At 41.9% G+C, this 26905-nt stretch carries 28 protein-coding genes; 16 read left to right on the top strand and 12 right to left on the bottom strand.

Annotation, left to right across the window (positions count from 1 at the left end; genetic code table 11):
* Positions 1–444: 444 nt before the first annotated feature.
* Positions 445–1275 carry an inositol monophosphatase family protein gene (locus tag LXF01_RS02000; RefSeq protein WP_078189303.1) on the bottom strand — a complete coding sequence of 277 codons (831 nt, stop codon included), beginning with the start codon at positions 1273–1275 and terminating at the stop codon, positions 445–447.
* Positions 1276–1387: 112 nt separating this feature from the next.
* Positions 1388–3298 (bottom strand): 1-deoxy-D-xylulose-5-phosphate synthase, encoded by a 1911-nt coding sequence (gene dxs, locus LXF01_RS01995; RefSeq protein ID WP_180121430.1) that lies wholly within the window; start codon positions 3296–3298, stop codon positions 1388–1390.
* Between the two features lie 311 nt (positions 3299–3609).
* Between dxs and ribA the strand changes: the two genes are divergently transcribed.
* The gene (gene ribA / locus LXF01_RS01990) at positions 3610–4212 is read left to right on the top strand and encodes a GTP cyclohydrolase II (protein WP_168379100.1); all 603 of its coding nucleotides are present in this window, start codon (positions 3610–3612) and stop codon (positions 4210–4212) included.
* A 95-nt stretch (positions 4213–4307) separates the two neighbouring features.
* On the opposite strand, the gene hemN is transcribed toward ribA, so the two are convergent.
* Entirely contained in the window at positions 4308–5681 is a 1374-nt protein-coding gene (gene hemN, locus LXF01_RS01985; RefSeq protein ID WP_180173243.1) for an oxygen-independent coproporphyrinogen III oxidase, read from the bottom strand.
* A 277-nt stretch (positions 5682–5958) separates the two neighbouring features.
* Between hemN and hemF the strand changes: the two genes are divergently transcribed.
* From hemF to aroE, 3 genes are all read left to right on the top strand, one after another.
* Complete coding sequence (gene hemF / locus LXF01_RS01980) at positions 5959–6900, top strand: oxygen-dependent coproporphyrinogen oxidase (RefSeq protein WP_180173242.1); 942 nt, start codon at positions 5959–5961, stop codon at positions 6898–6900.
* A 231-nt stretch (positions 6901–7131) separates the two neighbouring features.
* Positions 7132–7353 (top strand): hypothetical protein, encoded by a 222-nt coding sequence (locus LXF01_RS01975; RefSeq protein ID WP_078189308.1) that lies wholly within the window; start codon positions 7132–7134, stop codon positions 7351–7353.
* 102 nt (positions 7354–7455) lie between these two features.
* Positions 7456–8244 carry a shikimate dehydrogenase gene (gene aroE / locus LXF01_RS01970; RefSeq protein ID WP_180084599.1) on the top strand — a complete coding sequence of 263 codons (789 nt, stop codon included), beginning with the start codon at positions 7456–7458 and terminating at the stop codon, positions 8242–8244.
* A gap of 84 nt (positions 8245–8328) precedes the next feature.
* On the opposite strand, the gene LXF01_RS01965 is transcribed toward aroE, so the two are convergent.
* Entirely contained in the window at positions 8329–10839 is a 2511-nt protein-coding gene (locus tag LXF01_RS01965) for a hypothetical protein (protein ID WP_233944963.1), read from the bottom strand.
* Between the two features lie 230 nt (positions 10840–11069).
* On the opposite strand from LXF01_RS01965, the gene LXF01_RS01960 reads away from it, so the two are divergent.
* Together LXF01_RS01960 and LXF01_RS01955 are read left to right on the top strand one after the other, a co-directional pair.
* Complete coding sequence (locus LXF01_RS01960; RefSeq protein ID WP_233944962.1) at positions 11070–12893, top strand: acyl-CoA dehydrogenase C-terminal domain-containing protein; 1824 nt, start codon at positions 11070–11072, stop codon at positions 12891–12893.
* 331 nt (positions 12894–13224) lie between these two features.
* Positions 13225–13527 (top strand): hypothetical protein, encoded by a 303-nt coding sequence (locus LXF01_RS01955; RefSeq protein ID WP_180173240.1) that lies wholly within the window; start codon positions 13225–13227, stop codon positions 13525–13527.
* A 43-nt stretch (positions 13528–13570) separates the two neighbouring features.
* Here the strand turns inward: LXF01_RS01955 and LXF01_RS01950 are convergent, their stop codons facing one another.
* Together LXF01_RS01950 and hemW are read right to left on the bottom strand one after the other, a co-directional pair.
* A complete protein-coding gene (locus tag LXF01_RS01950; protein WP_078192483.1) occupies positions 13571–13978 on the bottom strand; it encodes a hypothetical protein in 408 nt (135 codons plus the stop codon).
* A 133-nt stretch (positions 13979–14111) separates the two neighbouring features.
* Entirely contained in the window at positions 14112–15266 is a 1155-nt protein-coding gene (gene hemW, locus LXF01_RS01945) for a radical SAM family heme chaperone HemW (protein ID WP_180173239.1), read from the bottom strand.
* A 125-nt stretch (positions 15267–15391) separates the two neighbouring features.
* Here hemW and LXF01_RS01940 point away from each other — a divergent pair, with 125 nt between their 5' ends.
* The 3 genes from LXF01_RS01940 to LXF01_RS01930 all read left to right on the top strand — a co-directional run bounded on the left by LXF01_RS01940 (position 15392) and on the right by LXF01_RS01930 (position 17808).
* Entirely contained in the window at positions 15392–15850 is a 459-nt protein-coding gene (locus LXF01_RS01940) for a DMT family transporter (RefSeq protein ID WP_180003411.1), read from the top strand.
* 41 nt (positions 15851–15891) lie between these two features.
* On the top strand, positions 15892–17250 hold the full coding sequence (locus tag LXF01_RS01935) for an MATE family efflux transporter (RefSeq protein ID WP_326489498.1): 1359 nt from the start codon (positions 15892–15894) through the stop codon (positions 17248–17250).
* A 126-nt stretch (positions 17251–17376) separates the two neighbouring features.
* The gene (locus LXF01_RS01930) at positions 17377–17808 is read left to right on the top strand and encodes a hypothetical protein (RefSeq protein WP_180170873.1); all 432 of its coding nucleotides are present in this window, start codon (positions 17377–17379) and stop codon (positions 17806–17808) included.
* Here the strand turns inward: LXF01_RS01930 and LXF01_RS01925 are convergent.
* Positions 17805–18017: a DUF1737 domain-containing protein gene (locus LXF01_RS01925; RefSeq protein ID WP_078189319.1), complete on the bottom strand. Its 213-nt coding sequence runs from the start codon at positions 18015–18017 to the stop codon at positions 17805–17807. The two genes, LXF01_RS01930 and LXF01_RS01925, sit on opposite strands and share 4 nt — an antisense overlap.
* Positions 18018–18218: 201 nt before the next feature.
* On the opposite strand from LXF01_RS01925, the gene LXF01_RS01920 reads away from it, so the two are divergent.
* Both LXF01_RS01920 and LXF01_RS01915 read left to right on the top strand, forming a co-directional pair.
* The gene (locus LXF01_RS01920; protein ID WP_233944961.1) at positions 18219–19517 is read left to right on the top strand and encodes an ABC1 kinase family protein; all 1299 of its coding nucleotides are present in this window, start codon (positions 18219–18221) and stop codon (positions 19515–19517) included.
* A gap of 107 nt (positions 19518–19624) precedes the next feature.
* Positions 19625–19879, top strand: a complete 255-nt coding sequence (locus tag LXF01_RS01915) for a type B 50S ribosomal protein L31 (RefSeq protein WP_078189321.1) — start codon at positions 19625–19627, stop codon at positions 19877–19879.
* A gap of 121 nt (positions 19880–20000) precedes the next feature.
* Here the strand turns inward: LXF01_RS01915 and crcB are convergent, their stop codons facing one another.
* Positions 20001–20384 (bottom strand): fluoride efflux transporter CrcB, encoded by a 384-nt coding sequence (gene crcB / locus LXF01_RS01910; RefSeq protein ID WP_180173238.1) that lies wholly within the window; start codon positions 20382–20384, stop codon positions 20001–20003.
* A 168-nt stretch (positions 20385–20552) separates the two neighbouring features.
* Between crcB and LXF01_RS01905 the strand changes: the two genes are divergently transcribed.
* Positions 20553–20885 carry a HopJ type III effector protein gene (locus tag LXF01_RS01905; protein ID WP_078192490.1) on the top strand — a complete coding sequence of 111 codons (333 nt, stop codon included), beginning with the start codon at positions 20553–20555 and terminating at the stop codon, positions 20883–20885.
* 90 nt (positions 20886–20975) lie between these two features.
* On the opposite strand, the gene LXF01_RS01900 is transcribed toward LXF01_RS01905, so the two are convergent.
* Together LXF01_RS01900 and LXF01_RS01895 are read right to left on the bottom strand one after the other, a co-directional pair.
* On the bottom strand, positions 20976–21404 hold the full coding sequence (locus LXF01_RS01900) for a protease inhibitor I42 family protein (protein ID WP_233944960.1): 429 nt from the start codon (positions 21402–21404) through the stop codon (positions 20976–20978).
* A gap of 72 nt (positions 21405–21476) precedes the next feature.
* Positions 21477–22037 (bottom strand): hypothetical protein, encoded by a 561-nt coding sequence (locus LXF01_RS01895; protein WP_078189325.1) that lies wholly within the window; start codon positions 22035–22037, stop codon positions 21477–21479.
* Between the two features lie 283 nt (positions 22038–22320).
* On the opposite strand from LXF01_RS01895, the gene LXF01_RS01890 reads away from it, so the two are divergent.
* Positions 22321–22947, top strand: a complete 627-nt coding sequence (locus tag LXF01_RS01890; RefSeq protein ID WP_180161334.1) for a class I SAM-dependent methyltransferase — start codon at positions 22321–22323, stop codon at positions 22945–22947.
* A gap of 47 nt (positions 22948–22994) precedes the next feature.
* Here LXF01_RS01890 and LXF01_RS01885 read toward each other — a convergent pair whose 3' ends face one another.
* Together LXF01_RS01885 and LXF01_RS01880 are read right to left on the bottom strand one after the other, a co-directional pair.
* Complete coding sequence (locus tag LXF01_RS01885) at positions 22995–23588, bottom strand: hypothetical protein (RefSeq protein WP_180173237.1); 594 nt, start codon at positions 23586–23588, stop codon at positions 22995–22997.
* 55 nt (positions 23589–23643) lie between these two features.
* Complete coding sequence (locus LXF01_RS01880) at positions 23644–24114, bottom strand: Holliday junction resolvase-like protein (protein WP_078192492.1); 471 nt, start codon at positions 24112–24114, stop codon at positions 23644–23646.
* Between the two features lie 132 nt (positions 24115–24246).
* Between LXF01_RS01880 and LXF01_RS01875 the strand changes: the two genes are divergently transcribed.
* The 3 genes from LXF01_RS01875 to sodC all read left to right on the top strand — a co-directional run bounded on the left by LXF01_RS01875 (position 24247) and on the right by sodC (position 26828).
* Entirely contained in the window at positions 24247–24891 is a 645-nt protein-coding gene (locus LXF01_RS01875) for a ParA family protein (protein ID WP_180035641.1), read from the top strand.
* A 150-nt stretch (positions 24892–25041) separates the two neighbouring features.
* Positions 25042–26163: an AI-2E family transporter gene (locus tag LXF01_RS01870; RefSeq protein ID WP_180084640.1), complete on the top strand. Its 1122-nt coding sequence runs from the start codon at positions 25042–25044 to the stop codon at positions 26161–26163.
* Between the two features lie 116 nt (positions 26164–26279).
* Entirely contained in the window at positions 26280–26828 is a 549-nt protein-coding gene (gene sodC, locus LXF01_RS01865; protein ID WP_180084590.1) for a superoxide dismutase family protein, read from the top strand.
* The last annotated feature ends 77 nt before the right edge of the window (positions 26829–26905 follow it).

The following is a 26905-nucleotide window of genomic DNA, read 5'->3' as shown; positions in this document are numbered from 1 at the left end:
CCCAAAAATGGGTGCTCCATTAAAAATATAAATTCAGATGGACATCGGCAAAAAGCGGCACAGCAAAAAACGCTGAAAATATAGAATCAGCGGCGATCCGAGAACGACGATGTGTATAACGCACACATGATTACAGCCGCAACCTGAAGGAATCGCTTAGCGATTGGGTGGGGCGCGAAATATCGTCCTCTCTTTGGACCGGAACGCGCATACACAATGATAGAAGAGAATGTTCAGGTAATGAACGAAATTTAGTGCGTGCGGCGATTATAGCAGAAAGTTTTTAAATGTCACCTGTTTTAGTCAACTTCAGAATGTTTTTTGTAAGAAGCTTTAAATTATAGGTGTTTAAGCCTTTATTTTTGACCAATTAGACAAAATAAAGCCCTCATAAAGAGGGCTTTATTTCATTATTCTGTCAATAAACTCGAACTAAGCGTTCTATTATTTAGCAGCTTCACCCCAAGCTGGAACAACAGCTTGCATAAGTGGTTTAAGCATTTTCATAGAACATGCAAGTACTTGACCATTGTCCATTGAGTCGTTACCACCACGAGCATCAACCACAGTACCACCCGCTTCTTTCACAATAAGTTCACCCGCAGCGATGTCCCATGGTTTCAAACCAAGTTCGAAATAACCATCGAAACGACCTGCAGCAACATATGCTAGATCAAGAGCAGCAGAACCTGAACGACGGTATTGAGCACCGGCTTCAGTTACATTTAACAATGAGTTGAAATGGTTTTTCGCATAAGAAACCACTTCGCCATTACGAATTTTACGATACGCATGACCCACTGAAAGGAAAGTGTTTTCTAAGCTGTCTTTTACATTTACACGAATACGGCGTTGGTTCATCATCGCACCGCGACCACGGCTTGCAGAGAACAACTCATCTTTCACAGGGTCATAAATAACACCGTGCTGAGTTACACCTTTATGTTGAACTGCGATAGAGATGCAGAAATGTGGAACACCATTAACGAAGTTTAATGTGCCATCAAGTGGGTCGATGATCCAACACCAATCAGCGTCATGACCTTTACCTTCTTGAAGACCAAACTCTTCGCCTAGGAAACTGTGATTTTTATAGCTTTTACGTAGGGTATCGATAGTCAATTGTTCCAAATAACGGTCTACACGCGTTACTGGACCATCAATTCCTTTTTCTTCGACTTGTAGATCGAGTTTATGACGATTTTGATGCGCTTTTAAAAGCTCTTGACCAACTAATTGAGCCGCACGCGCAGCCATAACCACCATAGGTTCCATTGAACACCCACTACAAATTTGAAGATACTGATAAAGAATAATGCATAAAAGCCCTTATATCTTATCAAATATAAGGGCTTTTAGGGAAAAAATGTTTCTAAAAATTAGAAATTCAGCAAACTACAGTTGACTTATGCTTTATCCAGCTTTGTGTCACAGAAGTGATAATGCCTTCAGCATCTAGTCCAGCTTGTTGTAGCATTTGAGCATGTGTCGCCTGATGCATAAATTCATCTGACAAACCTAAATTCAGCATCGGTTTAACAATACTAGCCTGCGCTAAATATTCATTTACCGCACTACCCGCACCCGCCATCACTGCATGCTCTTCAACTGTCACAAATAGTTGCGTGCTTGCCGCGATTTGATCGATCAACTGTGTATCTAATGGTTTTACAAAACGCATATTTAGCACACGAACTGCAACATCCAGTTTTTCAGCCAATACTTCAGCCGCCTCAACCGCTGCCTGAACACGGCTACCAAATGCTAAAATAGAAATTGTTGCATCTTGCTGAACATTGAAGTTTGCAAGAACTTCACCACGGCCAATTTCAAGCTCGGTCATCTCTTGCTGAATCTCAACACCTAGTCCATTACCTCGTGGGTAACGTACTGCCGCTGGGCCTTTATACAAATAAGCCGTATGCAACATTTGACGACATTCATTTTCGTCTTTCGGCGCCATGATCACCATGTTCGGCACGGTACGCATAAAGGCATAATCATATGCACCGGCATGCGTTGGGCCATCTTCACCAACCAAACCTGCACGGTCGATACCAAATGTCACATCAAGATTTTGCAAAGCGACGTCATGAATCAGTTGGTCATAACCACGTTGTAAAAAGGTTGAATAGATTGCAACAACCGGTTTTACCCCTTCACAGGCCATACCCGCAGCCAAAGTCACCGCATGTTGTTCTGCAATGGCAACATCAAAAAAACGCTCAGGGAACTGCTTTGCAAATTGCACCATGCCTGAGCCTTCGCACATCGCAGGAGTAATCGCTAATAAACGATCATCCTGTACAGCTTCATCACATAACCACTGACCAAAAACATCTGAATATTTCGGTGCAGTTGCCACAGCAGCAGGTGCATTCAGTTTACTGATGGCATGGTATTTAATTTGATCTGCTTCGGCAGGTGCAAAGCCTTTACCTTTTTTGGTATAGACATGCATTAAACGTGGGCCTTTGCGTTTTTTTAAGGCTTCAAACACGTGTGTTAATTGTTCAACATCGTGCCCATCAAAAGGACCAAAGTAGTCAAAGCCAATGGCTTTAAATAGGTTGTCTGCAGCATCGGTCGCAGCACAATGTAGGCGTGAGTTATACGCCCATTCAGGATGAGGTTGAATATAAGCTTCGCCATTTTCAGAAATATTCACCGATTGACCACTTTCCCAAATCGCAGCCAAATGCTTAGCAAAACCACCTGTACTACATGAGATCGACATATCGTTGTCGTTCAATACCACCATGAGGTCAGCATTGTGTGCCACCGCATCGTTCATGGCTTCAAAAGCCATGCCCGCTGTCATCGCGCCATCACCCACGATTGCAACCACATGACAGGGATCTTGCTTGAAGCGACGTGCCAATGACATCCCAAGACCAGCAGAAATCGCGGTTGATGAATGGCCTACACCGAAGGTGTCAAATTCAGATTCTTCACGGGCAGGAAACGCAGCCAAACCATCTTTGGCACGAATCGTCACTAATTGTTCACGACGACCCGTTAAGGCTTTATGCGGATAGGCTTGATGACCCACATCCCAAATCAGACGATCACGTGGCGTATCAAAACAGTAATGCAATGCCACGGTTAATTCGATCACCCCAAGATTGGCACCAAAATGCCCACCACTTTGTCCGGCCGCATACAAAATAAATTGACGTAACTCATCCGCCACTTGCTCTAATTGGCTGCGCTCGAGTAAACGAAGTTGTTGAGGATGGTTAATCGTATCCAGCAACGGTGTTACAGGGCGTTGAAATGGTATTTCTTTATACAGCATAATGTGGCAAAGCCTTCTAAAGCCTGGCAAATTCCTAAGCTCGGTCTAAATGGGTAACTCGATCATATCGTCGAATTGTATCACCTTACAATCAGCCAAACTTGTAGCGATGTAATTTTTAGCAATGATCTCGTTGGGGAGATTTTGAATGAGTCAGATTATCCTGAATAATCTTCCTATTTATCAACTATTATCGTTCGCTTTATACAAAAAAGAAAATGTTCTGCATAAATTCGTCGTTGCAATTCTACCAATGTCCAAGCATTACGCTATACTTTAGCCAATTTATAATCGAATAAACGGGTTAAGCAGTGCCTATAGAATTTGTCGCAACGTCAAGATTACCGACCGCTTTTGGTGAATTCAATATTACGGTTTTTCAGGATCCTGAAACCGGTGAAGAACACGTCGCACTCTCTAAAGGACTAGAACAAGCTCCCACTGAACCTGTTTTAGTTCGTATCCACTCCGAATGCCTCACCGGTGATGCCTTCGCTTCACTCAAATGTGACTGCGGCCCACAGCTTCAAGCAACCCAAAAATTAATTAATGAAGCAGGTCAAGGGGTGATTTTATATTTACGCCAAGAAGGTCGTGGTATTGGCTTGACCAATAAAATCCGTGCTTATGCCCTACAAGACCAAGGCCATGACACAGTGGATGCCAATTTATTATTGGATCTTCCTGCCGATGCACGTCGTTATGATATGTGCCCTATCATGTTGAATCATCTCAACATTACGGCTGTGCGTCTCATTACTAATAACCCATTAAAAATTGAAGCGCTCCAAGAGCAAGGTGTGAATGTCGTTGATCGTGTTCCGCTGACTGTGGGTTTAAATCCCTTTAACGAACAATATTTAAAAACCAAACATGATCGTATGTCTCATATGTATCAAAAGGACGATTTTTAAAAGTCCTTTAAATTCTCCATCTATAAATCCCTCCAAACCTCCCTTTACAAAAGGGAGGCTTTCCCCTCTTTAAATAAAGAGGGGTTAGGGGAGATTCAAATCGTCATCGAAAAAATACGATTTTCCGGCACACGGCGTTTTAACCTTAAGTCAAAAGCCATGCAGATATTACGTACAAAAGGTTTGCCTGCATCACTCACCTGAATGTGCTGATCAAAAATCTCGAGCAAGCCATCTTCTTGCATTTCAGCCAATTGCGCTAATACTTCATCAAGCTCAGGAAATTGCATTTCTTGACCTGCCCAAGAAGTTTGGAAGGTACACATCAAATTGAGAATATGTTTACGAATGATTAAGTCCTCATCTGTCAGCACATGCCCCCGATAGACTGGAATTTCATTCGCTTCTAAACGTGCATAATAGTCTTCAATTTTCTTTTCATTTTGTGCAAAGCTGTACCAACTATCACTGATCGAGGATAAGCCGAGTCCAATCATTACTTGGGTTTTCGATGCGGTATAGCCCATAAAATTACGGTGCAAACTGCCCTGCTGAAAAGCTTGATACATCGGATCTTGGGTTAATGCAAAATGATCCATCCCAATTTCATGATAGCCCTGCGCCAGTAGCTGTTTTTTACCTTCTTCATAGCATTGACGCTTTAAATCATCTTTCGGGACATCGGCATCTTTAAAACCACGCTGACCATTGCCCTTAATCCACGGCACATGTGCATAGCTATAAAAGGCTAGACGATCTGGCATCAAACGATTGGTCTGTTCAATGGTATGCAACACGTCGTTTAAATCCTGAAATGGCAGACCAAAAACCAAGTCATGCGAAATAGAGGTATAGCCAATATCACGTGCCCACTGTGTTACTTGTTCAACATGTGCAAAGGGCTGAATACGGTGGATGGCTTTTTGCACCTTCTCATTATAATCCTGCACTCCATAACTTACGCGTCGAAAACCAACATCATACAAAGCTTGTAAATGCTCACGTGTGGTATTGTTCGGATGCCCTTCAAAGCTAAATTCATGTGTATCGGCAATATCAGCATGCACTAGAATGCCTTGAATCAACTGGGTGAGATGCTCAGGAGAAAAGAAAGTAGGCGTTCCCCCGCCCAAATGAATTTCTTTAATTATTGGCCGGTCGACCAAGAGCTGACAATATAAGTCCCATTCTTTCAGCACCGCCTGAATATAAGGCAGCTCCATCTCATGTTTTTTTGTGACTTTTTTATGGCAACCACAGAACGTACATAAGCTTTCACAAAATGGTAAATGGATGTACAGACTGATGCCTTCGCTGTGATTAGTCTCATCAAATGAACGCTTCAATCCCTGTTTCCACTGTTGCAATGAAAATTCAGCTTCCTCCCAATACGGCACGGTTGGATAACTGGTATAGCGTGGACCCGGTACATTGTATTTTTGAATTAAAGAACTCGCCTGCTGAGACATCGATGCACCATTTCAATCAATGAGATTCAATTTAAATCTACCTGATGATTATTGTGCTGAGCTTCAGATGTGAATTCAACCTAGCAAATTTGTCGGAATAGTCCCAATTTGAGTCTGAGCAATTGCTGCTAACTTTGCATGATCTTTTGGTTTAATCACTAGATTTCTAGATTTAAAGCAAAGATCCGATGCTGAGTATCGGGAAAAATGCCTTAAGTTTTCACCTAATTTATGCTTTGATGACACTTATCTTTAAATTATTTTAATAAAGGTCACCATGCAGAATCCAACTTCAGCCGATATTCAACGTGTAGATGAATTCCTTCGCGATTTACAGGCACGGATTTGTGCCGCATTGGAACAGCAAGAACGTGCTGGTGGCGGAAGTGCCGAGTTTTCGATCGATGACTGGGAACGCCCTGAAGGTGGTGGTGGTCGCTCACGTGTTCTTCAAAATGGAACGGTGATTGAAAAAGGCGGCGTGATGTTCTCGCACATCAACATTTCAAAATTACCGGCCTCTGCGACTGAACGCCATCCCGCTATTGCAGGTGCAAAAGCACAAGCCATGGGCGTGTCGTTGGTAATTCACCCGAAAAACCCCAACGTCCCAACCTCACATGCCAATGTGCGTTTATTTGTCGCGGAAAAAGAAGGCCAAGATCCGATTTGGTGGTTTGGCGGTGGTTTTGACCTCACTCCATTTTATCCAAATGATGAAGATGTCTTGTCTTGGCATCAAACTGCCCATGATCTTTGTGCCCCATTTAGCGATACACTCTATGATGAACATAAGAAATGGTGTGATGACTATTTCTATCTCAAACACCGTGATGAACAACGTGGTGTGGGCGGTTTATTCTTTGATGATCTCAACCAATGGGACTTTGAAACCTGCTTCAAATATATGCAGGCCGTGGGTAATGGTTATTTAGAGGCGATTTTACCAATCTTCCAAAAAAACCAAGACAAAGCCTATACCGAAGCACAACGAGACTTCCAACTTTACCGTCGTGGTCGTTACGTTGAATATAACCTAGTGTATGACCGTGGCACCTTATTTGGTTTACAAACTGGTGGGCGTATTGAATCCATTTTAGTAAGTATGCCACCTTTGGCGGGCTGGTCGTATCGTCCTGAATGGGAAGAAAATTCTGCCGAGAAAAAGCTTACCGACTTTTATTTAAAACCGCATGATTGGCTTAATATATTGAAATAAAATAGATAGACATGTATTTGCCTCTGTCCATCAGGGGCTTTTCATTGCCTTTTAATTAAAGTATTTATATTTCTAGGTAATATCTTGATGCATAAATAAATTTTTTAAGCATTTACTTTGTAATCATATTGCTCAACAATGACACATCTTTTAAACAGCTTTACGCTATGTCATTGCACAATGTGTCAATAAACTCATGGCTGTAACTTTCTTGTACGGAGTACAACGCACATGACACATCAAACACTCAATAAAAAAGCAGTCAGTCTTACTGCCTTGGTGTTTTGGAGCTTTGCTGTTGTGCTGATCAGCGCTATCAGTACTAATATTTTTTCCGAAACGTCTTTGAATGACAATTTGGCTATTGGCTTCATGGTGGTTGCCTTGATTGGTTTAGTCATCAGTGCTGCCAGCATCTTGATTCAAAGCGTCTTAGATATTTGTAATCCTTAATTTTCCTCCTTTATTTCACGATTTTAAGACTGCCCGAACTTTAGCCATCTTCGGTTTTGGCGTATATTGTCTGCTCTTTCACATCTACATGGACGCTGTGCAATGAGCAAACAATTTGCCGTGATTGGCAACCCGATTGAACAATCACGCTCACCTGAACTTCATCATGCCTTCGCTGAAAAAACAGGCCTCGACATTCAGTACAGCAAACGACTTGCGCCACTCGATGGTTTTCAGCACAGTGTCGAATCCTTCTTTGCCGAAGGTGGTATCGGTATGAATGTCACTGTTCCATTTAAAGAACAAGCGTATGCACAATGTACCGTCCTTACTGAACGTGCCAAAATTGCAGGTGCGGTCAATACATTATGGATGCAAGATGGTCAATTACACGGTGATAATACTGATGGTCAAGGCTTGGTGAATGCCATTCATGCCTTAGATTGGAATTTAGAACAGACCGATATTTTAATTATAGGTGCAGGCGGTGCAACACGTGGCGTAATTTATCCACTGGTACAAGCTGGGGCCAAAAAAATCGTCATTGCCAACCGGACTTTAGCGCGTGCTGAACAATTGGTCGCTGACTTAAAAACTGCTGTCACCAATGCCGAACTTGCAGCCATTGCCCTCACTGACTTAGCAGGTCAATTTGATCTGGTGATTAATGCCACATCGGCCAGCTTAACGGGTGATCCGCTAATTTTGCCTGAAGCATTACAATTCACGCACGCCTATGAAATGGCCTATGGCAAACCATCGACATTTTTGGATCAAGCCAAAGCACGCCATGTTCCAACCTCAGAAGGTTTTGGCATGTTGGTTGGTCAAGCGATTGAATCTTTTTCCATTTGGAATGGCGTCAAACCTGATCTAAAAGACTTTCTATAATTCAAAATGATTTGCTCAATTTACTTTCAGAGCAGTCAATACACCTAAAAAAAGAACCTCGATTGAGGTTCTTTTTTATTCAACTTAGTTCTTGTGTTTTTGAATGGCCTTATAGGTTTCATAATAAGCCGATTGGCTGAACAACTCTTTGTGTTCTGCTGCTAGGCCTTGCAATGACGCTTCTGATAATTTTCCTTTGATATCATCAGCAAAGGCTTGCGCGTAGATTTTTGATGCTTTCACCAAATGCGCTTTTTCAGTTCCTTCCAGTTCATAGCTAGCTAAAAAGTTTTGTTGATATAAATGTGCAAAAATCGCCTGATCAGTCTTATAGGTTTTTTGCAATTGTTTCCACTCAACCTGAGCTTTGTACTCACCAATCCCCGACTGCACATAATGATTGACTGAAGAACCTAAGTCATCAAAGTCTTGATAGCGATGCAAAGCATGCTTATCACGTAATTGATTTAAACGTTTCAGCGCATTGCCTGTTGGCTCTTTTAAGCCATCAACAAATCGATATGCATAAACTTCAGCAATTTCATTCAAATCATTGGCTGAGTAATAACGCACATACTGAGCGCGATAATTAGCAAATGCCACGACAAATGCCGCTTGATAGGCTTTCACTTCAGATTGATGACGTTTATAACTTTGCAATGCCACAGTACTGAGATATTCAGGAAGTTCGATTTCTTCATTTGCAGCACGGACATCATCGACCGATGCAGTTTCTGCTTCAGCAAGCAGAGGATCATTTCCTGTGATCGGCGCAAGCAGGCCTTTCAACATATTTTCAAAGAGTGAATCTTTACTGACTTCCTCAATGGATTTTGCCTGTTTCATGGCTTGACGATCAATTTTAGTCGCATTGCCATAATTCAAGATTTGGTTGCTACTTTTCAGCTTTAATTGACCTAAACGTGGCTCATTAAAGGCCAATTGATAGTCCATTACTTGGACGCGGCCTTTGTGATCTAAGCCTACATCCATCACAACATTCGAAGATGATTTATCCTGTGCATTCAGCACCTGCGCAATTTCAGCTTGATGCTTTTGCCATAATTGCTGAAATTGTTTTACATCGATAAGTTGTTCACTTTGATATTGCTGGAATACCGGCTTTAACTGCTCAACAGCGTCCGCAATCTCAGAATCTGTATTGGATGCGTCCGCAGCAGAGGCCGATGGTACAGAATCTTCTTGCAGCGGTATCACCCGAACATCTTGATAATCCTGACACAGCGTGACTTTACCAATCGGCACCTGTTTGGTGTTCATCAAGGCCTGACAGGCTTCCTCAGATAAGTTCGCTGTTTCGTCATCTTCTTCGGAAGCCGCATAAGCTTCGGTTACTTCAGTATCCGAACTATAGGCTTCTTCGTCATCACCCGCGGTCGCCTCCGCATATGCACTTGCAGTATCAATCGCGTATTCAGCAGATTCAGCGGCAGAAGACGTTTGTTCTTCTTCCGTTTCATGTTGGTGATACATCAGGCCATGCATTTTCGCATTGAGCAGCTCATTCACACGTTCTACAGATGCATAAGCCTCATCAAAGTCTTCATCCTCAACTGCTGCCGCTACTGCAGTCCCTCCCGCAGCTTCAGCCGCAGCCATCGCCTCTTCGGAAGCACTGTGATGCACAGCAGCGTCCACAGATTCATCTTGCTCGGCGTCACTATTACGCTGACCTTTGATTTGCGTGGTGTAATAGTTGGCATTCACAAAATCGAAAAGTTCAAGCTGGGTGTATAGCGCATCGAGATCACCCACATAGCGGATTTTTTTAGTCAGCCCTGCATTTTTTTCATCACGTGTTAAAGCAATATTTTGCACTTGATTCGGTTCTGCCAAGACATAAGGCAAAGCATTCATTTGTTTTAAATAGTCAGCAAATTTTTTCAAATCGTACTGAGCAATCGTGTCTTTATGTTTTGAAAAATCCACATAAGCCAAGCTGCTTTGGCTTTCACGATTTACCATAAACGGCATGAACGCAAAGTAGTTGGTATAAAATTTATGTTGATTAAAATCAATGATCATCGGCAACTGTGCATTGACCTGCAAAGTCGGTTTTTGATAACTCAATTGCAAGGTTAAGGCAGCAAGCTTTTCTCTAAAATGTACTGAACCGCTATAGCTAAACTGTAAATCATTCAACACATTCAGCAGTGATTGAGCAATTTTAGATTGCGGAGAAACGCCATCCTCTTCATCGCTATAACGCGCTGATGGTGGGATCGATTCATTGGCAATCGCTTGATAGAGCTGTTTCTTTTCTTTTTGGCTAAATGGAATATTTTGGGTTTTAATCAACTGATCCAGTTGTTTTTTAAGTTTAGGATCCAGCTCTGGCTGTGTGCTTATCGCAGGTTTTGACTTGGTTTCAGGCTTTTTTTCATCGAACTGAATATCGGTCTGAATTGAAAATTGCCCTTTCATGTCATAACTGGCATTTTCAAACATTGCGTTTAAGCCTTGAGTGGCTTGTTGCCCGAGAGACTGCTCCGTTGAATTGGTTTTTATGACATGTTGAGCACACCCAGTAATACTCAAACCCAGTAAACAAAGTGTTATATATTTTAATCGCATAATTGTACGAAAGACCTAAGTTCTTTATGATTTATTAAAAGAAAAAAATGATCAAAAGATCAACATCAAGTCTATCAGAAGTTTACATTTCACATGTTGGTTAAATATTACAATTCGCCTTTCTGACATTTTTTAAGGGCGTATTCATCAATGTTTTTTGGATAAAATTATGAATAATCAAATCATCAATACAGATAATCCAAAAAAATTTAGATATTAGGATTAAGACTATGCCTGCATATAAAGCGCCTTTACACGATATTCGTTTCTTAATGAATGAAGTGCTCGATTACCCAGCACACTACAAAACTTTGTCTAATGGTGAAGCTGCTGATGCAGATACTGTCGACATGATTTTAGAAGGTGCAGCGGATTTTTGTGAAAACATCCTTTCACCTTTAAACCAAACGGGTGATGAAGAAGGCTGTCATTTTGAAAATGGTGATGTGAAAACACCAAAAGGGTTTAAAGAAGCCTATGACCAATTTGTACAGGGTGGCTGGCAAGGTCTGTCTTTCCCTGAAGAATTCGGCGGTCAAAACTTGCCACAGTCGTTGAATCTCATCAAATCTGAAATGATGGGTACAGCGAACTGGTCATTCCAAATGTATCCAGGTCTCAGCGTAGGTTGTATCAACACCATTCTTCAATTTGGTTCAGAAGAACAGAAAAACCAATATTTACCGAACCTTGTTGCTGGAACTTGGTCAGGCACCATGTGCTTAACTGAACCTCAATGCGGTACCGACTTAGGTCAGGTTAAAACCAAAGCGGAACCTCAAGCTGACGGTAGCTATTCAATTTCTGGTACAAAAATCTTCATCTCTGCGGGTGAGCATGATTTAACAGAGAACATCGTGCATATCGTACTTGCTCGTCTTCCAGATGCTCCTGCAGGCACCAAAGGCATTTCATTGTTCATCGTTCCAAAATTCCTTGTGAACGCAGACGGTTCAGTGGGCGAACGCAATCCTGTAACGTGTGGTTCGATTGAACACAAAATGGGGATCCGTGCTTCAGCAACAGCCGTACTGAACTTTGACAATGCCATTGGTTACTTGATCGGTGAAAAACACAAAGGCCTACATGCAATGTTCACCTTCATGAACACTGCACGTATTGGTACAGCAATTCAAGGTATTGCACATGCTGAATTGGCATTCCAAGGCGCACTTCCATACGCCAAAGAACGTATGTCTATGCGTGCACTTTCAGGTAAAAAAGATCCTGAAAAAGTAGCCGATGCGATTATTCACCATGCAGACGTACGTCGTATGCTTTTAACTCAAAAAGCGATCGCTGAAGGCGGCCGTTCAATGATTTACTATGCAGCTCAAATTGCGGACAAAATGACTGATGCTTTAACCCGCGGTGATACAGCAGCGTTTGAAGCACATGATGACCACTTAGGCTTCTACACCCCGATTCTCAAAGGTTTCTTAACCGAAATGGGTTATGAAGCTGCAAACCATGGTATGCAAGTATACGGAGGTCATGGTTATATTAAAGAATGGGGCATGGAACAAATTGTTCGTGACTCACGTATCTCTACTCTCTACGAAGGCACAACCGGTGTTCAAGCACTAGACTTGATTGGTCGTAAAGTTCTGTTGACCTCTAAAGGTAAAGTGATTCGTGACTACACAGCAGAAATCTTGAAGTTCTGTGGTCAACATGCACGTAACAAATACATGCGTCGTTTTGCGTGGGACTTAACGAAGCTTTGCGCACAGTGGAATGCATTAACGGTTCGTATCATGCTTGCTGCACGTAAAGACCGTGACATCGTATCTTCTGCATCTGTAGATTTCTTGATGTTCTCTGGCTACGTGATGATGGCTTACTTCTGGGCACAACAAGCCGCTGTAGCTTCTGAAAAATTAGCAGAAGGCAATGGTGCAGAAGTTCCTGAGTTCTATAAAGCAAAAATCAAAGTGGCTGACTTCTACTTTGAACGTCTATTACCACGCTCACAAGGTCACGCTGAAGCAATGGTTAACCCATCGAAGACCATGACTTCTTTGGCTCCTGAACACTTTAGCTTTGACTACTAAGCTTTAAACCGAGTTAAATGACTCTATAAAAAGACCGCTTCGGCGGTCTTTTTTGTCTTCTCTTTTAATTTTGATCTATAGGAATTACGAGTAGTATTCTTAATTTCTTCATGAGGTAATAACAATGTATAAAGATGAACTTTATATGGAGAAATATTGTTGTATTTTTCAACAAAAATAGAACACCTTATCGCTAAAACATAATTTTATTTAATAAATATTAAATACTTAAAGTAAATTTAACTCCATAATTTTAGCTTTACATTTGTATCTCATACAACTTCATATCTTCTCCCTATGATGACTTCATTGATTCATAGAGAGCGTAACCATGAAAAAATTAATGTCTTCATTAATGATTGGTCTGATTGCAATAACTGCGACAATGTCTGCAATGGCAGCGCCTGCATTCGATCATAAAAATCCGCCACCTGCTGCACACTTCGATAAAAAACCTGTACCGCCTAAAGCAACACATCACAAATCTGCTGGGCCCCACATGGTGAAAAAAGAGCATCAAAAAGTTCATGCAAAATTTGCCAAACAAAATCATAAGGCAGTAGCTTTTAAAGGCAATCAACACAAACCTGCTTCGCAGCATAAATTACCGCCAATGCCACCGAAACATCGTTAAGCTAAATTAAAAAAAAGACCGCTCATGCGGTCTTTTTTAATATTTACTTTGCTTTATCAGCAATAAATTCTTTAATCTCTATGGGTTTATCTTTTACCAACTCAACTGTGCCTTCATTCACACCATTAAAGTTCTTAAAGTGAATTGAAACACCTTGGTCGTTGGCAAGTCGTACACCACTTCCTGAAACTGCTCGTTTCAATTCATACACACGATCAGAATTATCAGTCAATTGTGCGGTTTCAAAATTATCTTTGGTTTTTAACTCAAGGCTAAGATCTTGTGGCCCTGTAAAGTGAATCACTTGCTCATCTTGAGCTACTGCAACATCGTTTGTTTGTGCAGTTGTGGCCGTTGCCTCTGTTGCAACATTTTGTTCTGATGGTGCTTTTTTATCGGTGCAACCCACCAAAGCTATAGTTAATAACGTCGCAGTTAAAATATATTTCATTTTCTGAAGTTCCTTTATGCCATGTAAATTCAATTATCAACTGAATAATTTCATACACATTCTGCAAATTACATTCCAAATATGAAAAATTACTTGTCGCTCAAATTTTAAAACAAGTTTGACATAGCTTTCATTACAGGAATTCTTCCAATACTGAGTTTAAAAAGATATGCCCCTGCTCGGTACAAGACAAACGCGCAGGATCATTCACCATCAATTGGCGCTCACGTAAAGAAGCCAATAATTCAGAAATTGGCGCTAAACTTTCCCCTGTACGCTCACTATATAGCTTGGCTTCCACCCCATGATTTAAACGAAGTACATTCATCATAAATTCAAAAGGCATGTCGGCTGCTTCGATGCGCTTAAACTGAAGATGTTCAGCAGGTACTTTGGCTAAATAGTCTTTCGGCAATCGGGTTTTTTGGAAACGATACACCCCGTCTGGCATGGTCACTTTACCATGTGCGCCTGCGCCAATCGCCAAATAATCGCCAAACTGCCAATAATTTAAATTATGTGCCGACGGCTTTTCTTTACGCCATGCCGATACTTCATAATTGATAAAGCCTTGCGCTGTTAAATAGGCTTCGCCCTGTTCTTGAATATCTTCAAGCACATCATCGACAGGTAAAATCGGTTTTGTGCGGAAGAAAACCGTATTAGGTTCAATGGTCAACTGATACCACGACACATGCGTTGCGCCATTTTCAACAGCAAGTTTTAAATCCAACAGTGCTTGTTCTAGACTTTGCTCAGGAAGGCCATGCATTAAATCAACATTCACTCGTTCAAAGCCTGCTTCTCGCGCATGCTGAATGGCAGAAATCGCATCATCATTCGAATGAATCCGCCCCAGCTTTTTCAGCTGGTCGGTATTAAAACTTTGCACACCGATAGATAGACGATTAATCCCTGCATCTAAATAACCGGCAAAAGGATCGTGCTCAACCGTGCCCGGATTGGCTTCCAAGGTAATTTCACAGTCCGCTTCAAATGGCACTAACGCTTTGAGTTGAGCAAATAACCATTGATAGCCTTTGGATGAAATGAGCGATGGTGTACCCCCACCAATAAATACACTATGAATCAGGCGACCCTGAGCAAAATCGACTTGCGTTTTAAAGTCTTCAACCAACGCCTGTAAATATTCTTGTTCTAAGTCTAAAGACAATTCACCATTCGGCACCGCATGCGAATTAAAGTCACAGTATGGACATTTGCGCACACACCACGGCATATGAATGTATAAAGATAACGGAACAACTGCAGGATTTAATTCAGCCAAGGAAAATGCTCAAAAGGAACAAAAGAAGTAAGCGCATTTTAACATGACTGCATCAGAGCGCTTATGAAAACTCATCCACAATACAGTAGACTAATAAAATTAAAGAAGAATTAGATGATTAGAAGATGAAAATAAGCAGCCATTTATTGTACTTACTGCCGCTCGCGATGGGTGTTGGTATCGCCATGACCATTCAAACAGCGATCAACAGCCAATTGCGTGAATATTTATATTCACCGCTGCAAGCTGCCCTTTTTTCTTTTTTGGTTGGTACAATAGTCCTCGCCTTTATGGTGTTTTTTCAATCGGCCGAAAAACCGGACTTTGCAAGTTTTGCTCAAATCCCTTGGTATTTATGGCTGGGGGGATGTTTGGGTGTTTATGCCATCAGTATCAGTATTTATACCGCACCGAAACTGGGTTTTTTATCCCTCTCCGGTCTGATTATTTTTGGACAAATCTTAATGTCGATGGTATTTGACCATTTTGGCTTGCTCGGCACTGAAAAAACCCCGATTAACTGGCAACGCTTATTGGGTGGCGTGGTGATTTTTATTGGTGTGCTTCTCACTTTCCAACGCTAAGACCTCATTCCTAAGCACCTCACAAGAAATGAGTACATTCTGTGTCTACTGTCACGGCTGTAACAAGCAGCAAGTATGAATTAAAACAACTGTTTCATTTAATGATCCCGATATTGATCACGCAGTTTGCGCAAGCGGGATTTGGTCTCATTGATACCATCATGGCTGGACACATGTCCGCCAATGACCTTGCAGCCATTGCGGTCGGGGTCGGTTTATGGATACCGGTCATGCTGCTGTTCAGCGGCATTATGATTGCAACCACCCCATTGGTGGCCGAAGCCAATGGTGCGCGCACGCCTGAAAAAATTGCCACCATCGCCCGTCAGTCTTTGTGGGTCGCATTATTTTTAGGGATCATTGCCGCATTAGTCTTACAAGCTATGCCGCTGCTTTTACCGTTATTGGGTGTCCCTGAAGCATTGCTTCCGAAGGCGAGCTTATTCTTACACGCCATTAGTTTAGGTATGCCTGCTGTCACCATGTACGCAGCTTTACGTGGTTACTCAGAAGCATTGGGGCATCCACGTCCAGTCACTGTGCTGAGTCTGCTGGCCTTATTGGTGTTAATTCCACTGAACTTTATTTTTATGTATGGTTTAGGCCCAGTCCCTGAACTGGGTTCTGCTGGATGTGGATTTGCCACCGCGATTTTGCAATGGTTAATGTTCTTTGCTTTGGCGATGTACGTTTTCAAAGGATCGGCCTATCAAAAAACCCAACCTTTCGCTGCTTTTGAAAAAATGAACAGTGAATGGATCAAACGTATTTTAAAACTCGGCTTTCCTATTGGCTTAGCCATTTTCTTTGAAGTCAGTATTTTTAGTACAGCCGCTATTGTTTTGAGTCCTTTGGGCGAAGTCACCATTGCCGCGCATCAAGTCGCCATTTCGATTACCTCGCAATTGTTTATGATTCCCATGTCACTAGCGATTGCGCTGACCATTCGGGTCGGTACCTATTATGGGGAAAAGAACTGGCTGGCTATGCGAAAAGTCCAGAAAGTCGGTATGTTGACAGGGACGGTATTTGCCCTGATTACCATGTTGCTGCTTTGGCTTTTACGTAATGAAATTGTGTCACTCTATACCAATGACTATGATGTGACTCAGCTTGCAGTATATTTGGTCTTGTTCGCGATTGCCTATCAGTTGATGGACGCATGGCAAGTCAGTGCCGCAGGGTGTTTACGCGGCATGCAAGACACTAAAGGGCCGATGTGGATCACCATGATCGCGTATTGGATCATTGCCTTCCCTGTCGGGATCTATCTTGCACGCTTCACCACGACTGGTGCTGCAGGCGTTTGGATTGGCCTAATTGTGGGTCTGACTGTCGCCTGTATACTGCTACTTACACGTTTATTTATGATGAATAAACGTTTAGCTCAAGCGGGATAAGCCCTTAAAAATCATCTAAAAAATTACTTAAAAAAAGACGGCTAGGCTATGCAGAAGATTAATGCAAATTAACACGCTGCATAGCGTATGCCATAAATAAAAAGCACGAAGAAGAGGAAGATAAACATGTCCCATGTATTTCGCTCGATCAGTCTCTGTCTGAGCTTGGGCTTCTCCATGTCACTACAGGCTGAACAAACAATCAACCGACATGAATTTCCTTTGTATCACGCACCCATCAAAGTCCAATCACAACCCGAATTTGATTACATCAATCAAGCACTTTGGACAGCCTTTCGCTTTTATCATGAACAACAAGCAGACTCATATACCGCACGTTTAAAGTTAAGTTGTCAGCAGTCTGGTATGGCGTATACCTATCAGGACTTCATCAAGGCCAATCAAAAGTTTGCCTCTGCGGATAATCAGGATTTTATCGTGACGCAAAACCTCATCACATTGAATGAAAATTTACACCATAACCAATGCAGTAAATATCTCGGTCCACATTTAGAACTGGAAAAAACTGAATCTAGCGAAGCAGCAAAAACCAACTAATTAAGCGCCTCGATGGCATTTTTTAAACCTTGTGGCACTTGGCTGTCGTCCTCTACGTCTTTCACGATCGCCTGCCCGACAATCACATCTGTCCCATTAAAACTCATGGTCGGTGATCCATACAATTCATAGCCTTCATTTAAAGCTTTGGTCACACGGGCACAGAAATTGACATCATCTTTACCGGTTAAATAGCGATACACTTTCATCGTTCAGTTCTCTTCTAGCGACGCGATATTTTAAACCATTCAGCACGTGGCTTAAATTTACCTGTATTATTTTCAGTATTTACATTTTTGCCCATCATTTTATCAATGGAAATAAAGTCTTAACAATTTAAAGTAGGCAGTTTGTGTTTTGTCGCCTATGATCGGTATTAGATAATAAATGATGATCTTGAGGAACATCACATGGCAAAAACGGCTAGCACACCGGGTCGTCGCTTTATGAAACTTGCCAGTATGACGGCAAGCATTGCTACTAAAACCGTTTCCAATTCCATCCGCAATATCACTGCCGATGAAGAACAGAAAAATGCATCTCGCAGTAAACTTTTTCAGGACATCGGTCTGCAAATTGCAGACACTTTGGGTGAAATGAAAGGTGCGGTAATGAAAGTCGGACAAATTGCCTCGCAGTACAAAGACATTTTTCCACCTGAAGTCGCAAAAGCCATTAGTAAATTACAACGCCAAGCGCCAGCCATGCCTTTTGCTGAAATTAAGGCTCAAGTAGAACAAGAACTCGGCAAGCCCCTCGCGCAGATTTTTAAAAGTTTTGAAGAACAACCTTTTGCCGCTGCATCCATTGGGCAGGTGCATAAAGCCGTGTTACCTAATGGTCAGCAGGTGGTGGTGAAAGTGCAATATCCGGGTGTCGAAGAAGCCTGTGACAGTGACTTAAAACAAGTTCGGCTTGCACTTCGTTTGATGGGCGTATTGAAAATTGATCGGAAGTTACAAGACAAGCTATTTCGTGAAATTCAGGACAGTTTAGACAACGAATTGAACTATGAAATTGAAGCGCAAAACTTAGATGTGGCCCGTGCTTTTCATAGTGCGCTGGATGACAAAATCATTATTCCACAGGTCTATAAAGATTATTCTTCACGTCATATATTGACTTTAAGTCTAGAGCTTGGCGACAGTATAGAAACTGCCAGCACATGGTCACAAGAAACACGAAATACCTTGGGAAGGCGCTTATTCCGTGCCATAGGCCGTGAAATTTTCTTCCTTAAACGTTTCCACTGTGACCCGCATCCAGGCAACTTCGCCTTTCGTGAAGATGGTTCAGTCATCGTATATGACTACGGCGGTGTTAAAACCCTCTCTCCTGAAATCGTGTCGCACTTTAAGCAATTGATTAATGCTGCACGCAAGCACGATATTCCACTGATGGAACAGCAACTCGATGCCCTACATTCCCTCAATGAACTCGGTAAATTCCCTACAGAGTTGTATGAACAATGGCTGGAAGTACTGATGCGTCCGCTGACCACACAATACGACTTTGCTGAAAATTCAGCGCACCATGACGGGGTAGAATTAATTAAGCCATCTCTTAAATACTGGGATGTGTTTAAACCGTCACCGGATACCTTGATGGTGAACCGGACTGTTTCAGGACATTATTGGAATTTGATTCATTTGAAAGTGAATGACAATCTCAATGATCTCTTTGATGAGTTGGTCCCACCTAGCGCTTAAGGGAGCGTAAAGCGCTGATGATTGCCCGATGAATTTCGGGCAATATTTGCATTTTTAATTGTTATGTTATAACATTTCTTTAATCAATAAATTTAAGGAACAGAAGAATGCGTGCCAACATCCATCCCGAATACCGTGAAGTGCTCTTTCATGACACCAATGCCAATGCCTTTTTTGTGATTGGCAGTACTTTAAGCACCAATCAAACCAAAGAGTTTGAAGGCAAAACTTATCCGTATGTGACACTCGATATTTCAAGTGCATCACATCCTTTTTATACAGGTGAACAACGTCAAGTGAATAACGAAGGACGTATTGCGAACTTTAATAAACGCTTTGCGCGTTTCAAACGCTCACAATAAGTTCAGTTTAGATTAAGTTTTTTCTTTTAAAATTAAAACATTAAAGAAGTTCAGGGTTCCCCTCCTCCAGCCTGAGCTTCTTTTTTTTATGTCTGAAATTTTGTGGTTTTCAAGCGTTGTTTTAAACATCTATTTTTAAAATCGAATGAAATAAGTAATATCCCAGCCCCAATACGATGACACCAATCACCACACTGGAAATGGCATAACTAAATGCCAGCCCACTTTGCCCTTGTCTGAGCAGTTGAAAGGTTTCTAAGCCGAAACTGGAAAATGTGGTAAAGCCACCTAAGATCCCGACCATAAGCAATAAGCGTGCTTCATTTTGTAGAACAGGATATTTTTGGCTAAATGCAAAGAACACACCTGCACAAAAGCAACCTAAAATATTCACCCACCATGTTGCCCATGGAAAGAGCACGGTTGACTTAGCTAATAACAGTCCTGCCGCATAGCGAAGTGTTGCCCCAATTGCGCCGCCACATGCGACCAAAAGCCAGTTCATAGTTGTCCTACTTCAACATCATTGGTATCTACAATTTAGGCAACAGACTGCCTAAGGTCGCCCTTCAATATACACGCATTTAATTTACGCAAATAGTGTTAAATGTTTGGGCCAAAGCTTGCTATAGTCTGCAACACTTTGCGGTATTTTTTATTGAAAGAGGACATTATGGCTCAGGAATTATTAGATCAACTTCAAGCAGGGACTGCGAAATTTTCAGATGTGATTGCATTTATTGAAGCGCGTTATAACCACACACCAACTGCTTTTACCAATGGCAAACAAGCCAATGCAGCGACTGAAAACCAAGGCAGTGCCAAAGTATTTTCTTTTGCCCAATTGAATGGTCTAAACCAAGCTGAAACATTAAGTCTTTTTGCTGAACATTATGCTGCTGTTTTGGCGACACCAGACGCAACTGACCACCAAAACATTCGCCAATTTATGCAAAATGGTTGGGAAGGTATTCAATTTGACGGTCAAGCGCTCAGCGCGAAATAATGCCTAGATAGACGTTCTAAATCAGTTCGTCTGCAATAAAAAAAGCCAGTATAAATACTGGCTTTTTTTATCGTTCATCATCGGTTCAAATCAAGACACTCGTACTCTACAAGTCCATTCAGCCATCGCGGTTTTTTCCCAAGCTCGTGCATGCTTCAAATGTAGTAATTCTTCACCCGCAGTCGTTGCGGTAAAACGATAAGTTTTTTGACCACCGGCACCAAGCACTGGTGTCGTATCTGCAGCAGCAGCTTGTTGTTGAGCTGACTGAAACACTTCTTCAACTTTAAAAAGTTTCGGTTGCTCAGCCAAAGACCATACATAACCAGTACTTGGATTTTCGTTTAACAGTACTTCCAAAGTCTGTCCACGATCCATCTCAAGCAAGGTCGGACAACTTTGCTGTTCAGTAAATACATGGGTTTTCCCATCTACAGTTGAACTCATACTGGTACATCCACCAAGCGCCAAACCACTCGCCAACATTAGACTCAAAATAAGCTGTTTCTTTATCGTCATTTTCATCATCAAATTATTTTACCTTGAATCTAATGCACACCGATTTCAATACGATCTCGATGTAATCGAAGTTTAGCCTTTGACTTTTTCAATCCACTGAATCGAACTTACACGAAAAACTTCACAAGCCCCATCACCCGTATCTGTTGGGGTCAAAGATGAAGTCCAAACCAAATCTTTGTCTTTCACCTCAACCAAATCCCCTTTTAAACGCACAAGATCACCACGTTTTACTTGAGTAATTTGTTTAGCAATTTGCGGGTTTGCAGGAATGATGTGCATATTCGACACCATCATCATGGCTTGCTTTTGCGGTACAGGAACACGATCCATTTTCCAATTTAAGAAACGGTCATATTGATTGACTGAAATCGTACGAGCAATTTCTGGCTCTGCAAATAAGCCCCAACTGACTGCATAATCAATCGGAGAAAATTTTGCTTGTTCATCTGTTTGATAGGTTTTTGAACCTAAAATTCGGAAATCACCTTTAAATTCTTTCAAAGTGGAAATCGACTGGCCTTTGGCAGCAGGTGCTAAGCCTTTGGCAATATTATAATCTGAAGACGCTTGGACACCGACATTCAATAAAAAGCCTGCAAGCACAGTACTTAATGCAATTCGCTTGATCATCGCGTTATCCTCTTACCCTGTAATACTTCACATTACTCAATTTTAATTCTGCAATTGAGCCGACTTCATCTATTCATAATGCCCCAACCTGAATATGAGCTTAAAATCGCGTAGGTTGAGCCTGATGAATGTCGTTTTCACTAGTTGTAACTCTATATTACGCACACAGTCTGCATAAACCTTATGAACTTGGTAACAAAATGCTGTTATTCAGTCAATTGGCCCATATTCATGCTCCACGACATGATTTACACTTTAAAAAAAGCCAACAACAATACCCGCTATGATTTATAAATTTTATCAACAACACATTTTTCCGCATCTTTTAAATCAAGTCATGCAAGTACCGAGCCTGATGGATAAACGACGCGAACTCCTTTTAGCCGTGTCTGGTGAAGTACTCGAAATTGGCTTTGGTACAGGTTTGAATTTAGCGTTTTATCAAAATGTTGATACGGTTTTTGCCCTTGAGCCCAATCCTGATATTTTTCATTTAGCTGCTGAACGTGTACATGCGGCACCCTTTGAGGTACAGCATATTTTAGCCGGTGCTGAAAAATTACCCTTTGCAGATGAAAGTCTAGATCATGTCGTGAGTACATGGACCTTATGCAGCATTGCCGATATTGAAACTGCGCTTGAAGAAATCTACCGCGTCCTTAAACCAACAGGGACATTTCATTTGGTTGAGCATGTACAACACAATGAAAATGGGAAAATTAAGCAGTTACAACACCTACTGACGCCCATTCAAAAGAAAGTCGCGGATGGCTGTCATTTGGATCGTAATATGCAAAAGTTGCTTGAAGATGCCCAGTTTGAATGTTTTGAAACGCAGTATTTTGATGCTGAAGGCATTCCAAAAATTGGTCAGCGCATGTTGCTCGCCCGCGCACGGAAGTTGAGTTAAAGCGTCCAAGGCCATGTTTAAGCACAATCAAATCTAGATAAAAATACCTAGTCTTTGATTAATCGAATGGCATTAATTTTTAGGATATGACAGGGCTTTTTATTCAACACATTATAGGTGTTATACGACTTGCCTGTTTTGATGGAATGTACATCCACCCATGCACCCAAAATCTCCACACGATCCCCTGATTTCAAACGACGAATACGATTTGCAACGTCTTCGGATTGAGCAATCACACTGACATTTTGCAATTCAGACTTGAGCTGTTCAACTTGTGTCGAGGGTACATTTTTCGCTTGTACGTTAAAACAGCGGTTCTGCTGCGACCATTCAAGATGATATTTTAAAGACTGGAAATCATTTGCGCCTGAACCCAGTAGCAAATCAATATTGCTGACATACGCCAAGTCTTGAAAGCCACCCACCACGGTCGGTGCGGCCGGATGTAATGTACGACTACTCGCACTGTAGTAGCGTTTATCCAACAGCAAATATTCACCGGAAAATGCCTGAGTCGCTGTGACCTGAAAATTTTTCAGCACACCAGTCTGCTCTAAATGTGGAATGGCACGAAAATATTCTGACCATATCCACAGCATGAGCGAAAAAACGGCTGCAGTCGCTAAGAGTTTTTCCATGTGGATATTCTGTCCTTATTACTTTTCGACGGTTCTGAGGCTGAGTCACGCGAGCTTAAATATGCTCAAAATCAATTCGGATGGTTTCAAAACGTACTCGCCCTTCGGCAATGGCTTGTGCAATCGCTTGTTGCCCTTTGGTCAAACGTGCGCCACCACTTTTAATATCAATCAGCACCACTTCGATGTCTTCAGCGAGTCCATCACCATCACGAAAGTCGGTATAGCCATCAAAAACCACATAATCGATCGGGTCACCGAGAAACTTTGCATCGCTAGGTAAATACTGAAATTCAGGCATGATCGGCGCCATTTGTTCGGCCATTTTGCCTTTTAAAACAGCACGACTGGTATTTACACTGCGTTTTTGTGCATGGGCCAAGGCCTGCTGATGTTCCAATTCTAGTTCTGCAATATATTGCTCGTATTCTGCCTTAATCCTTCCATTGCGACTGCCACTTAAAATTAAGGTGGTCAGTACAATCCCAATACACGCGCCAATGAGCATGGCCATCCAGACAGACATTTAAAATTCCTAATCTTTTTAATATATTACAGCGAAACGTATAGAAAAAACTTAGACTTTGGTTCTTTGTCATATTCCCCGCATTAAACAATGATATGCTAGGGATGAGCAGAATAAAATCTATTTAGGTCGATGAAAACGATATTAATTGCCAATCAAAAAGGTGGTTGTGGCAAAACCATCACAGCAATCAGTTTAGCCTCTGCACTTGCGCAAAAAGGTTATAAAGTGGCCTTGGCAGATGCTGACAATCAAAAGTCTGCACGTCAATGGCTCAAACAGCGCCCAGAGACTGCCGCCCCAATTCAGAGCCTAGATTGGCGTCATGAAAAGTCGATTGGTGATGTGCCGAAAGGGATTGAATATCTGATTATCGATGCACCGGGTGCGTTATCGGGTGAACATGCAGATCAGTTGGTCAGTGAAGCTCACGCCATCGTTACCCCGCTACAACCATCTTTCTTCGACATCGACTCGACCCGTCGTTTTTTAAAGCATTTACAAGAAATTAAACGGATTCGTAAAGGTAAAGTCCAAATCTTATTGCTGGCCAATCGTGTCAAACCCAATTCTGCTCATTCCAAAGAAATTCAAGATTTTTTCAATAAAGTTGAACAACAGCCCGTTGCTTGGATTTCTGAACGTACTGCTTATGGTCAACTTGCCATGCAAGGTCTTTCGGTTTTTGATAAAACGCAAAAATTGTACCTCGGCATGCAGCAACAATGGCAACCTGTGCTCAATGCCATTATTGAAGACGAAGCCGAGTGGTTTTAACCCATCATTCCACATTTTGCTGATATAAAGGCCAATCTTGCAAGGATCTAGCCTGAAAGATATTCACCATAAGTTAACAAGCTCTCGTTTTCGGGAGCTTTTTTTTCGGTTAAGATTGAACACAACATGATGAAAAAATCAGAGCACGCATTGCCAACGTTCGCACCTACATTACAAAAAGTCTTATTGTTCGGATTATTTTTTATCCTGATTTTTTTGAGCTTTAGCGTACTCAAATACTTTATTGTGCCCGTTGTTTGGGCAGCGATTATTGCCTATATGACTTGGCCGCTGTATCAATCGGTGCATCGTTTTTGTGGCAATCGTGCAAATCTAAGTGCGGCGCTGATGATCTTACTGGTGGTGCTCGTGGTAGGTCTGCCGGTGATTTTTGCGATCTTCTTGCTACAACATGAAGGCCGTAACTTGTATTTTGAATTACAAAAGCAAGTTTTCTCTGGTCATGTCAATGTGCCTGATTTTATTCGCCAACTGCCGTTTATTGGTAAAGAAGTCAGTCGTACCCTGCATGAGCTGAACAATGACCCAAACAGTATTATTCAATCGGTACAAATTTGGATTCAGGGGCATTTGAACTACGGTAAAGTTTTGGTCGGCGAAGTCAGTAAAAATATCTTTAAGCTGTGTTTTGCCGTGATGTCTTTATTTTTCTTCTATCGTGACGGTCAAACCATTTTAAGTCAGGTCAGTAAAGCCCTCGAAATGGTCATTGGGCCTCGTATTCATCATTATCTTGCCACCATCTCGGATACCACACGTGCCGTAGTGTATGGCATCGGTCTCACCGCCATTGCCCAAGCTTTACTTGCCGGTGTGAGCTATTTTGTCGCCGATGTCCCTAACCCGATGTTACTAACCATCATTACCTTCATGTTGGCACTGATTCCGTTTGGCCCACCAATTTCATATACCGCTGTGTCGTTGTGGTTATTTTCACAAGGTCAAACCATTGAAGCCATTGGCGTCATGGCTTGGGGTGTATGTATCGTGAGTACAGCCGATAACGTGATTCGTCCTTTAGTGATTTCAGGGGCAACGCAGATTCCATTCTTATTAATCATGTTTGGTGTTTTGGGTGGGATCGCCAGTTTCGGTCTTGTCGGTTTATTTATCGGCCCAGTGATTTTGGCAGTATTGTTAGCCATTTGGCGTGAATGGTTGCATGAAACCCAAATTGAACCCGTCATGATGCCCAAAGCAACGTTGGCACATAACTTAGACAATATAGATGATAAGCCTGAACAACCTTAATTCAGGCTTGAATTCATTAAACAAATATTACAATCAAATACTTAAATTATCTGTCATCCTGTATCCGCATCTGTTTCAATGGTTGAAACTCCATAAAAACAGACAGGATGCCAAACATGTCTTCACTATTTAAATTCGGTGCGCTTGCTGCGGTCAGTGCCCTGATGTTTACAGGCTGTGCGAGTACCTCGACTTCAACAGGTCTGAATGCAAAAACCGTGACGGTCAATGCCGTGACTGCTCAAGGTATTGGTCAAAGCATCGGTCAAATTAACTTGGTTGATAGCCCTGCTGGCTTGGTTATTCATACCAATTTAACCCAGCTTCCTCCGGGTCCACACGGTTTCCATATTCATGAAAAAGGCTCTTGTGCCCCAGCTGAAAAAGATGGAAAAGCGGGTGCTGCTCTTGCTGCAGGTGGTCACTTTAACCCTAAAGCTGCACCTCACCACGGTACGCCGCTAACAGGTCACTTGGGTGACTTACCGATCCTTCAAGTTCAAACCGATGGCACAGCAAAAGTGAATTTAATTGCACCACGTTTGAAATTGGCGGATGTACAAGGCTTAGCCATCATGATCCATGCTGGTGGTGATAATTACTCTGACGACCCTAAACCTCTAGGCGGTGGCGGTGACCGTATTGCCTGTGGTGTGATTCAATAATCGACCTTGCACATAGATTTGAATAAGCGGACTTTAAGTCCGCTTTTCTATTGAATAAAAATTGACAGTTCACAGAA

Origin of the sequence: Acinetobacter sp. SH20PTE14 (assembly GCF_021391555.1) — a bacterium.
In the GTDB taxonomy this organism is placed as follows: domain Bacteria; phylum Pseudomonadota; class Gammaproteobacteria; order Pseudomonadales; family Moraxellaceae; genus Acinetobacter; species Acinetobacter amyesii.
Note: the sequence above shows the minus strand (reverse complement) of the source record. Positions and strands in the feature narration are given on the sequence as shown.

What these genes read in the sequence shown, in the direction of transcription:
- LXF01_RS01940 (WP_180003411.1), top strand. Translation starts at nt 15,392, where the DNA reads ATGAAAATAAGCAGCCATTTATTGTACTTACTGCCGCTCGCGATGGGT.
- LXF01_RS01955 (WP_180173240.1), top strand. Translation starts at nt 13,225, where the DNA reads ATGAAAAAATTAATGTCTTCATTAATGATTGGTCTGATTGCAATAACT.
- LXF01_RS01890 (WP_180161334.1), top strand. Translation starts at nt 22,321, where the DNA reads ATGATTTATAAATTTTATCAACAACACATTTTTCCGCATCTTTTAAAT.
- LXF01_RS02000 (WP_078189303.1), bottom strand. Translation starts at nt 1,275, where the DNA reads ATGGAACCTATGGTGGTTATGGCTGCGCGTGCGGCTCAATTAGTTGGT.
- LXF01_RS01925 (WP_078189319.1), bottom strand. Translation starts at nt 18,017, where the DNA reads ATGAAAGTGTATCGCTATTTAACCGGTAAAGATGATGTCAATTTCTGT.
- LXF01_RS01975 (WP_078189308.1), top strand. Translation starts at nt 7,132, where the DNA reads ATGACACATCAAACACTCAATAAAAAAGCAGTCAGTCTTACTGCCTTG.
- hemF (WP_180173242.1), top strand. Translation starts at nt 5,959, where the DNA reads ATGCAGAATCCAACTTCAGCCGATATTCAACGTGTAGATGAATTCCTT.
- dxs (WP_180121430.1), bottom strand. Translation starts at nt 3,298, where the DNA reads ATGCTGTATAAAGAAATACCATTTCAACGCCCTGTAACACCGTTGCTG.
- hemN (WP_180173243.1), bottom strand. Translation starts at nt 5,681, where the DNA reads ATGTCTCAGCAGGCGAGTTCTTTAATTCAAAAATACAATGTACCGGGT.
- crcB (WP_180173238.1), bottom strand. Translation starts at nt 20,384, where the DNA reads ATGAACTGGCTTTTGGTCGCATGTGGCGGCGCAATTGGGGCAACACTT.
- LXF01_RS01930 (WP_180170873.1), top strand. Translation starts at nt 17,377, where the DNA reads ATGTCCCATGTATTTCGCTCGATCAGTCTCTGTCTGAGCTTGGGCTTC.
- LXF01_RS01960 (WP_233944962.1), top strand. Translation starts at nt 11,070, where the DNA reads ATGCCTGCATATAAAGCGCCTTTACACGATATTCGTTTCTTAATGAAT.
- LXF01_RS01950 (WP_078192483.1), bottom strand. Translation starts at nt 13,978, where the DNA reads ATGAAATATATTTTAACTGCGACGTTATTAACTATAGCTTTGGTGGGT.
- LXF01_RS01905 (WP_078192490.1), top strand. Translation starts at nt 20,553, where the DNA reads ATGGCTCAGGAATTATTAGATCAACTTCAAGCAGGGACTGCGAAATTT.
- LXF01_RS01875 (WP_180035641.1), top strand. Translation starts at nt 24,247, where the DNA reads ATGAAAACGATATTAATTGCCAATCAAAAAGGTGGTTGTGGCAAAACC.
- LXF01_RS01885 (WP_180173237.1), bottom strand. Translation starts at nt 23,588, where the DNA reads ATGGAAAAACTCTTAGCGACTGCAGCCGTTTTTTCGCTCATGCTGTGG.
- LXF01_RS01880 (WP_078192492.1), bottom strand. Translation starts at nt 24,114, where the DNA reads ATGTCTGTCTGGATGGCCATGCTCATTGGCGCGTGTATTGGGATTGTA.
- aroE (WP_180084599.1), top strand. Translation starts at nt 7,456, where the DNA reads ATGAGCAAACAATTTGCCGTGATTGGCAACCCGATTGAACAATCACGC.
- LXF01_RS01965 (WP_233944963.1), bottom strand. Translation starts at nt 10,839, where the DNA reads ATGCGATTAAAATATATAACACTTTGTTTACTGGGTTTGAGTATTACT.
- LXF01_RS01920 (WP_233944961.1), top strand. Translation starts at nt 18,219, where the DNA reads ATGGCAAAAACGGCTAGCACACCGGGTCGTCGCTTTATGAAACTTGCC.
- LXF01_RS01915 (WP_078189321.1), top strand. Translation starts at nt 19,625, where the DNA reads ATGCGTGCCAACATCCATCCCGAATACCGTGAAGTGCTCTTTCATGAC.
- LXF01_RS01900 (WP_233944960.1), bottom strand. Translation starts at nt 21,404, where the DNA reads ATGACGATAAAGAAACAGCTTATTTTGAGTCTAATGTTGGCGAGTGGT.
- LXF01_RS01895 (WP_078189325.1), bottom strand. Translation starts at nt 22,037, where the DNA reads ATGATCAAGCGAATTGCATTAAGTACTGTGCTTGCAGGCTTTTTATTG.
- sodC (WP_180084590.1), top strand. Translation starts at nt 26,280, where the DNA reads ATGTCTTCACTATTTAAATTCGGTGCGCTTGCTGCGGTCAGTGCCCTG.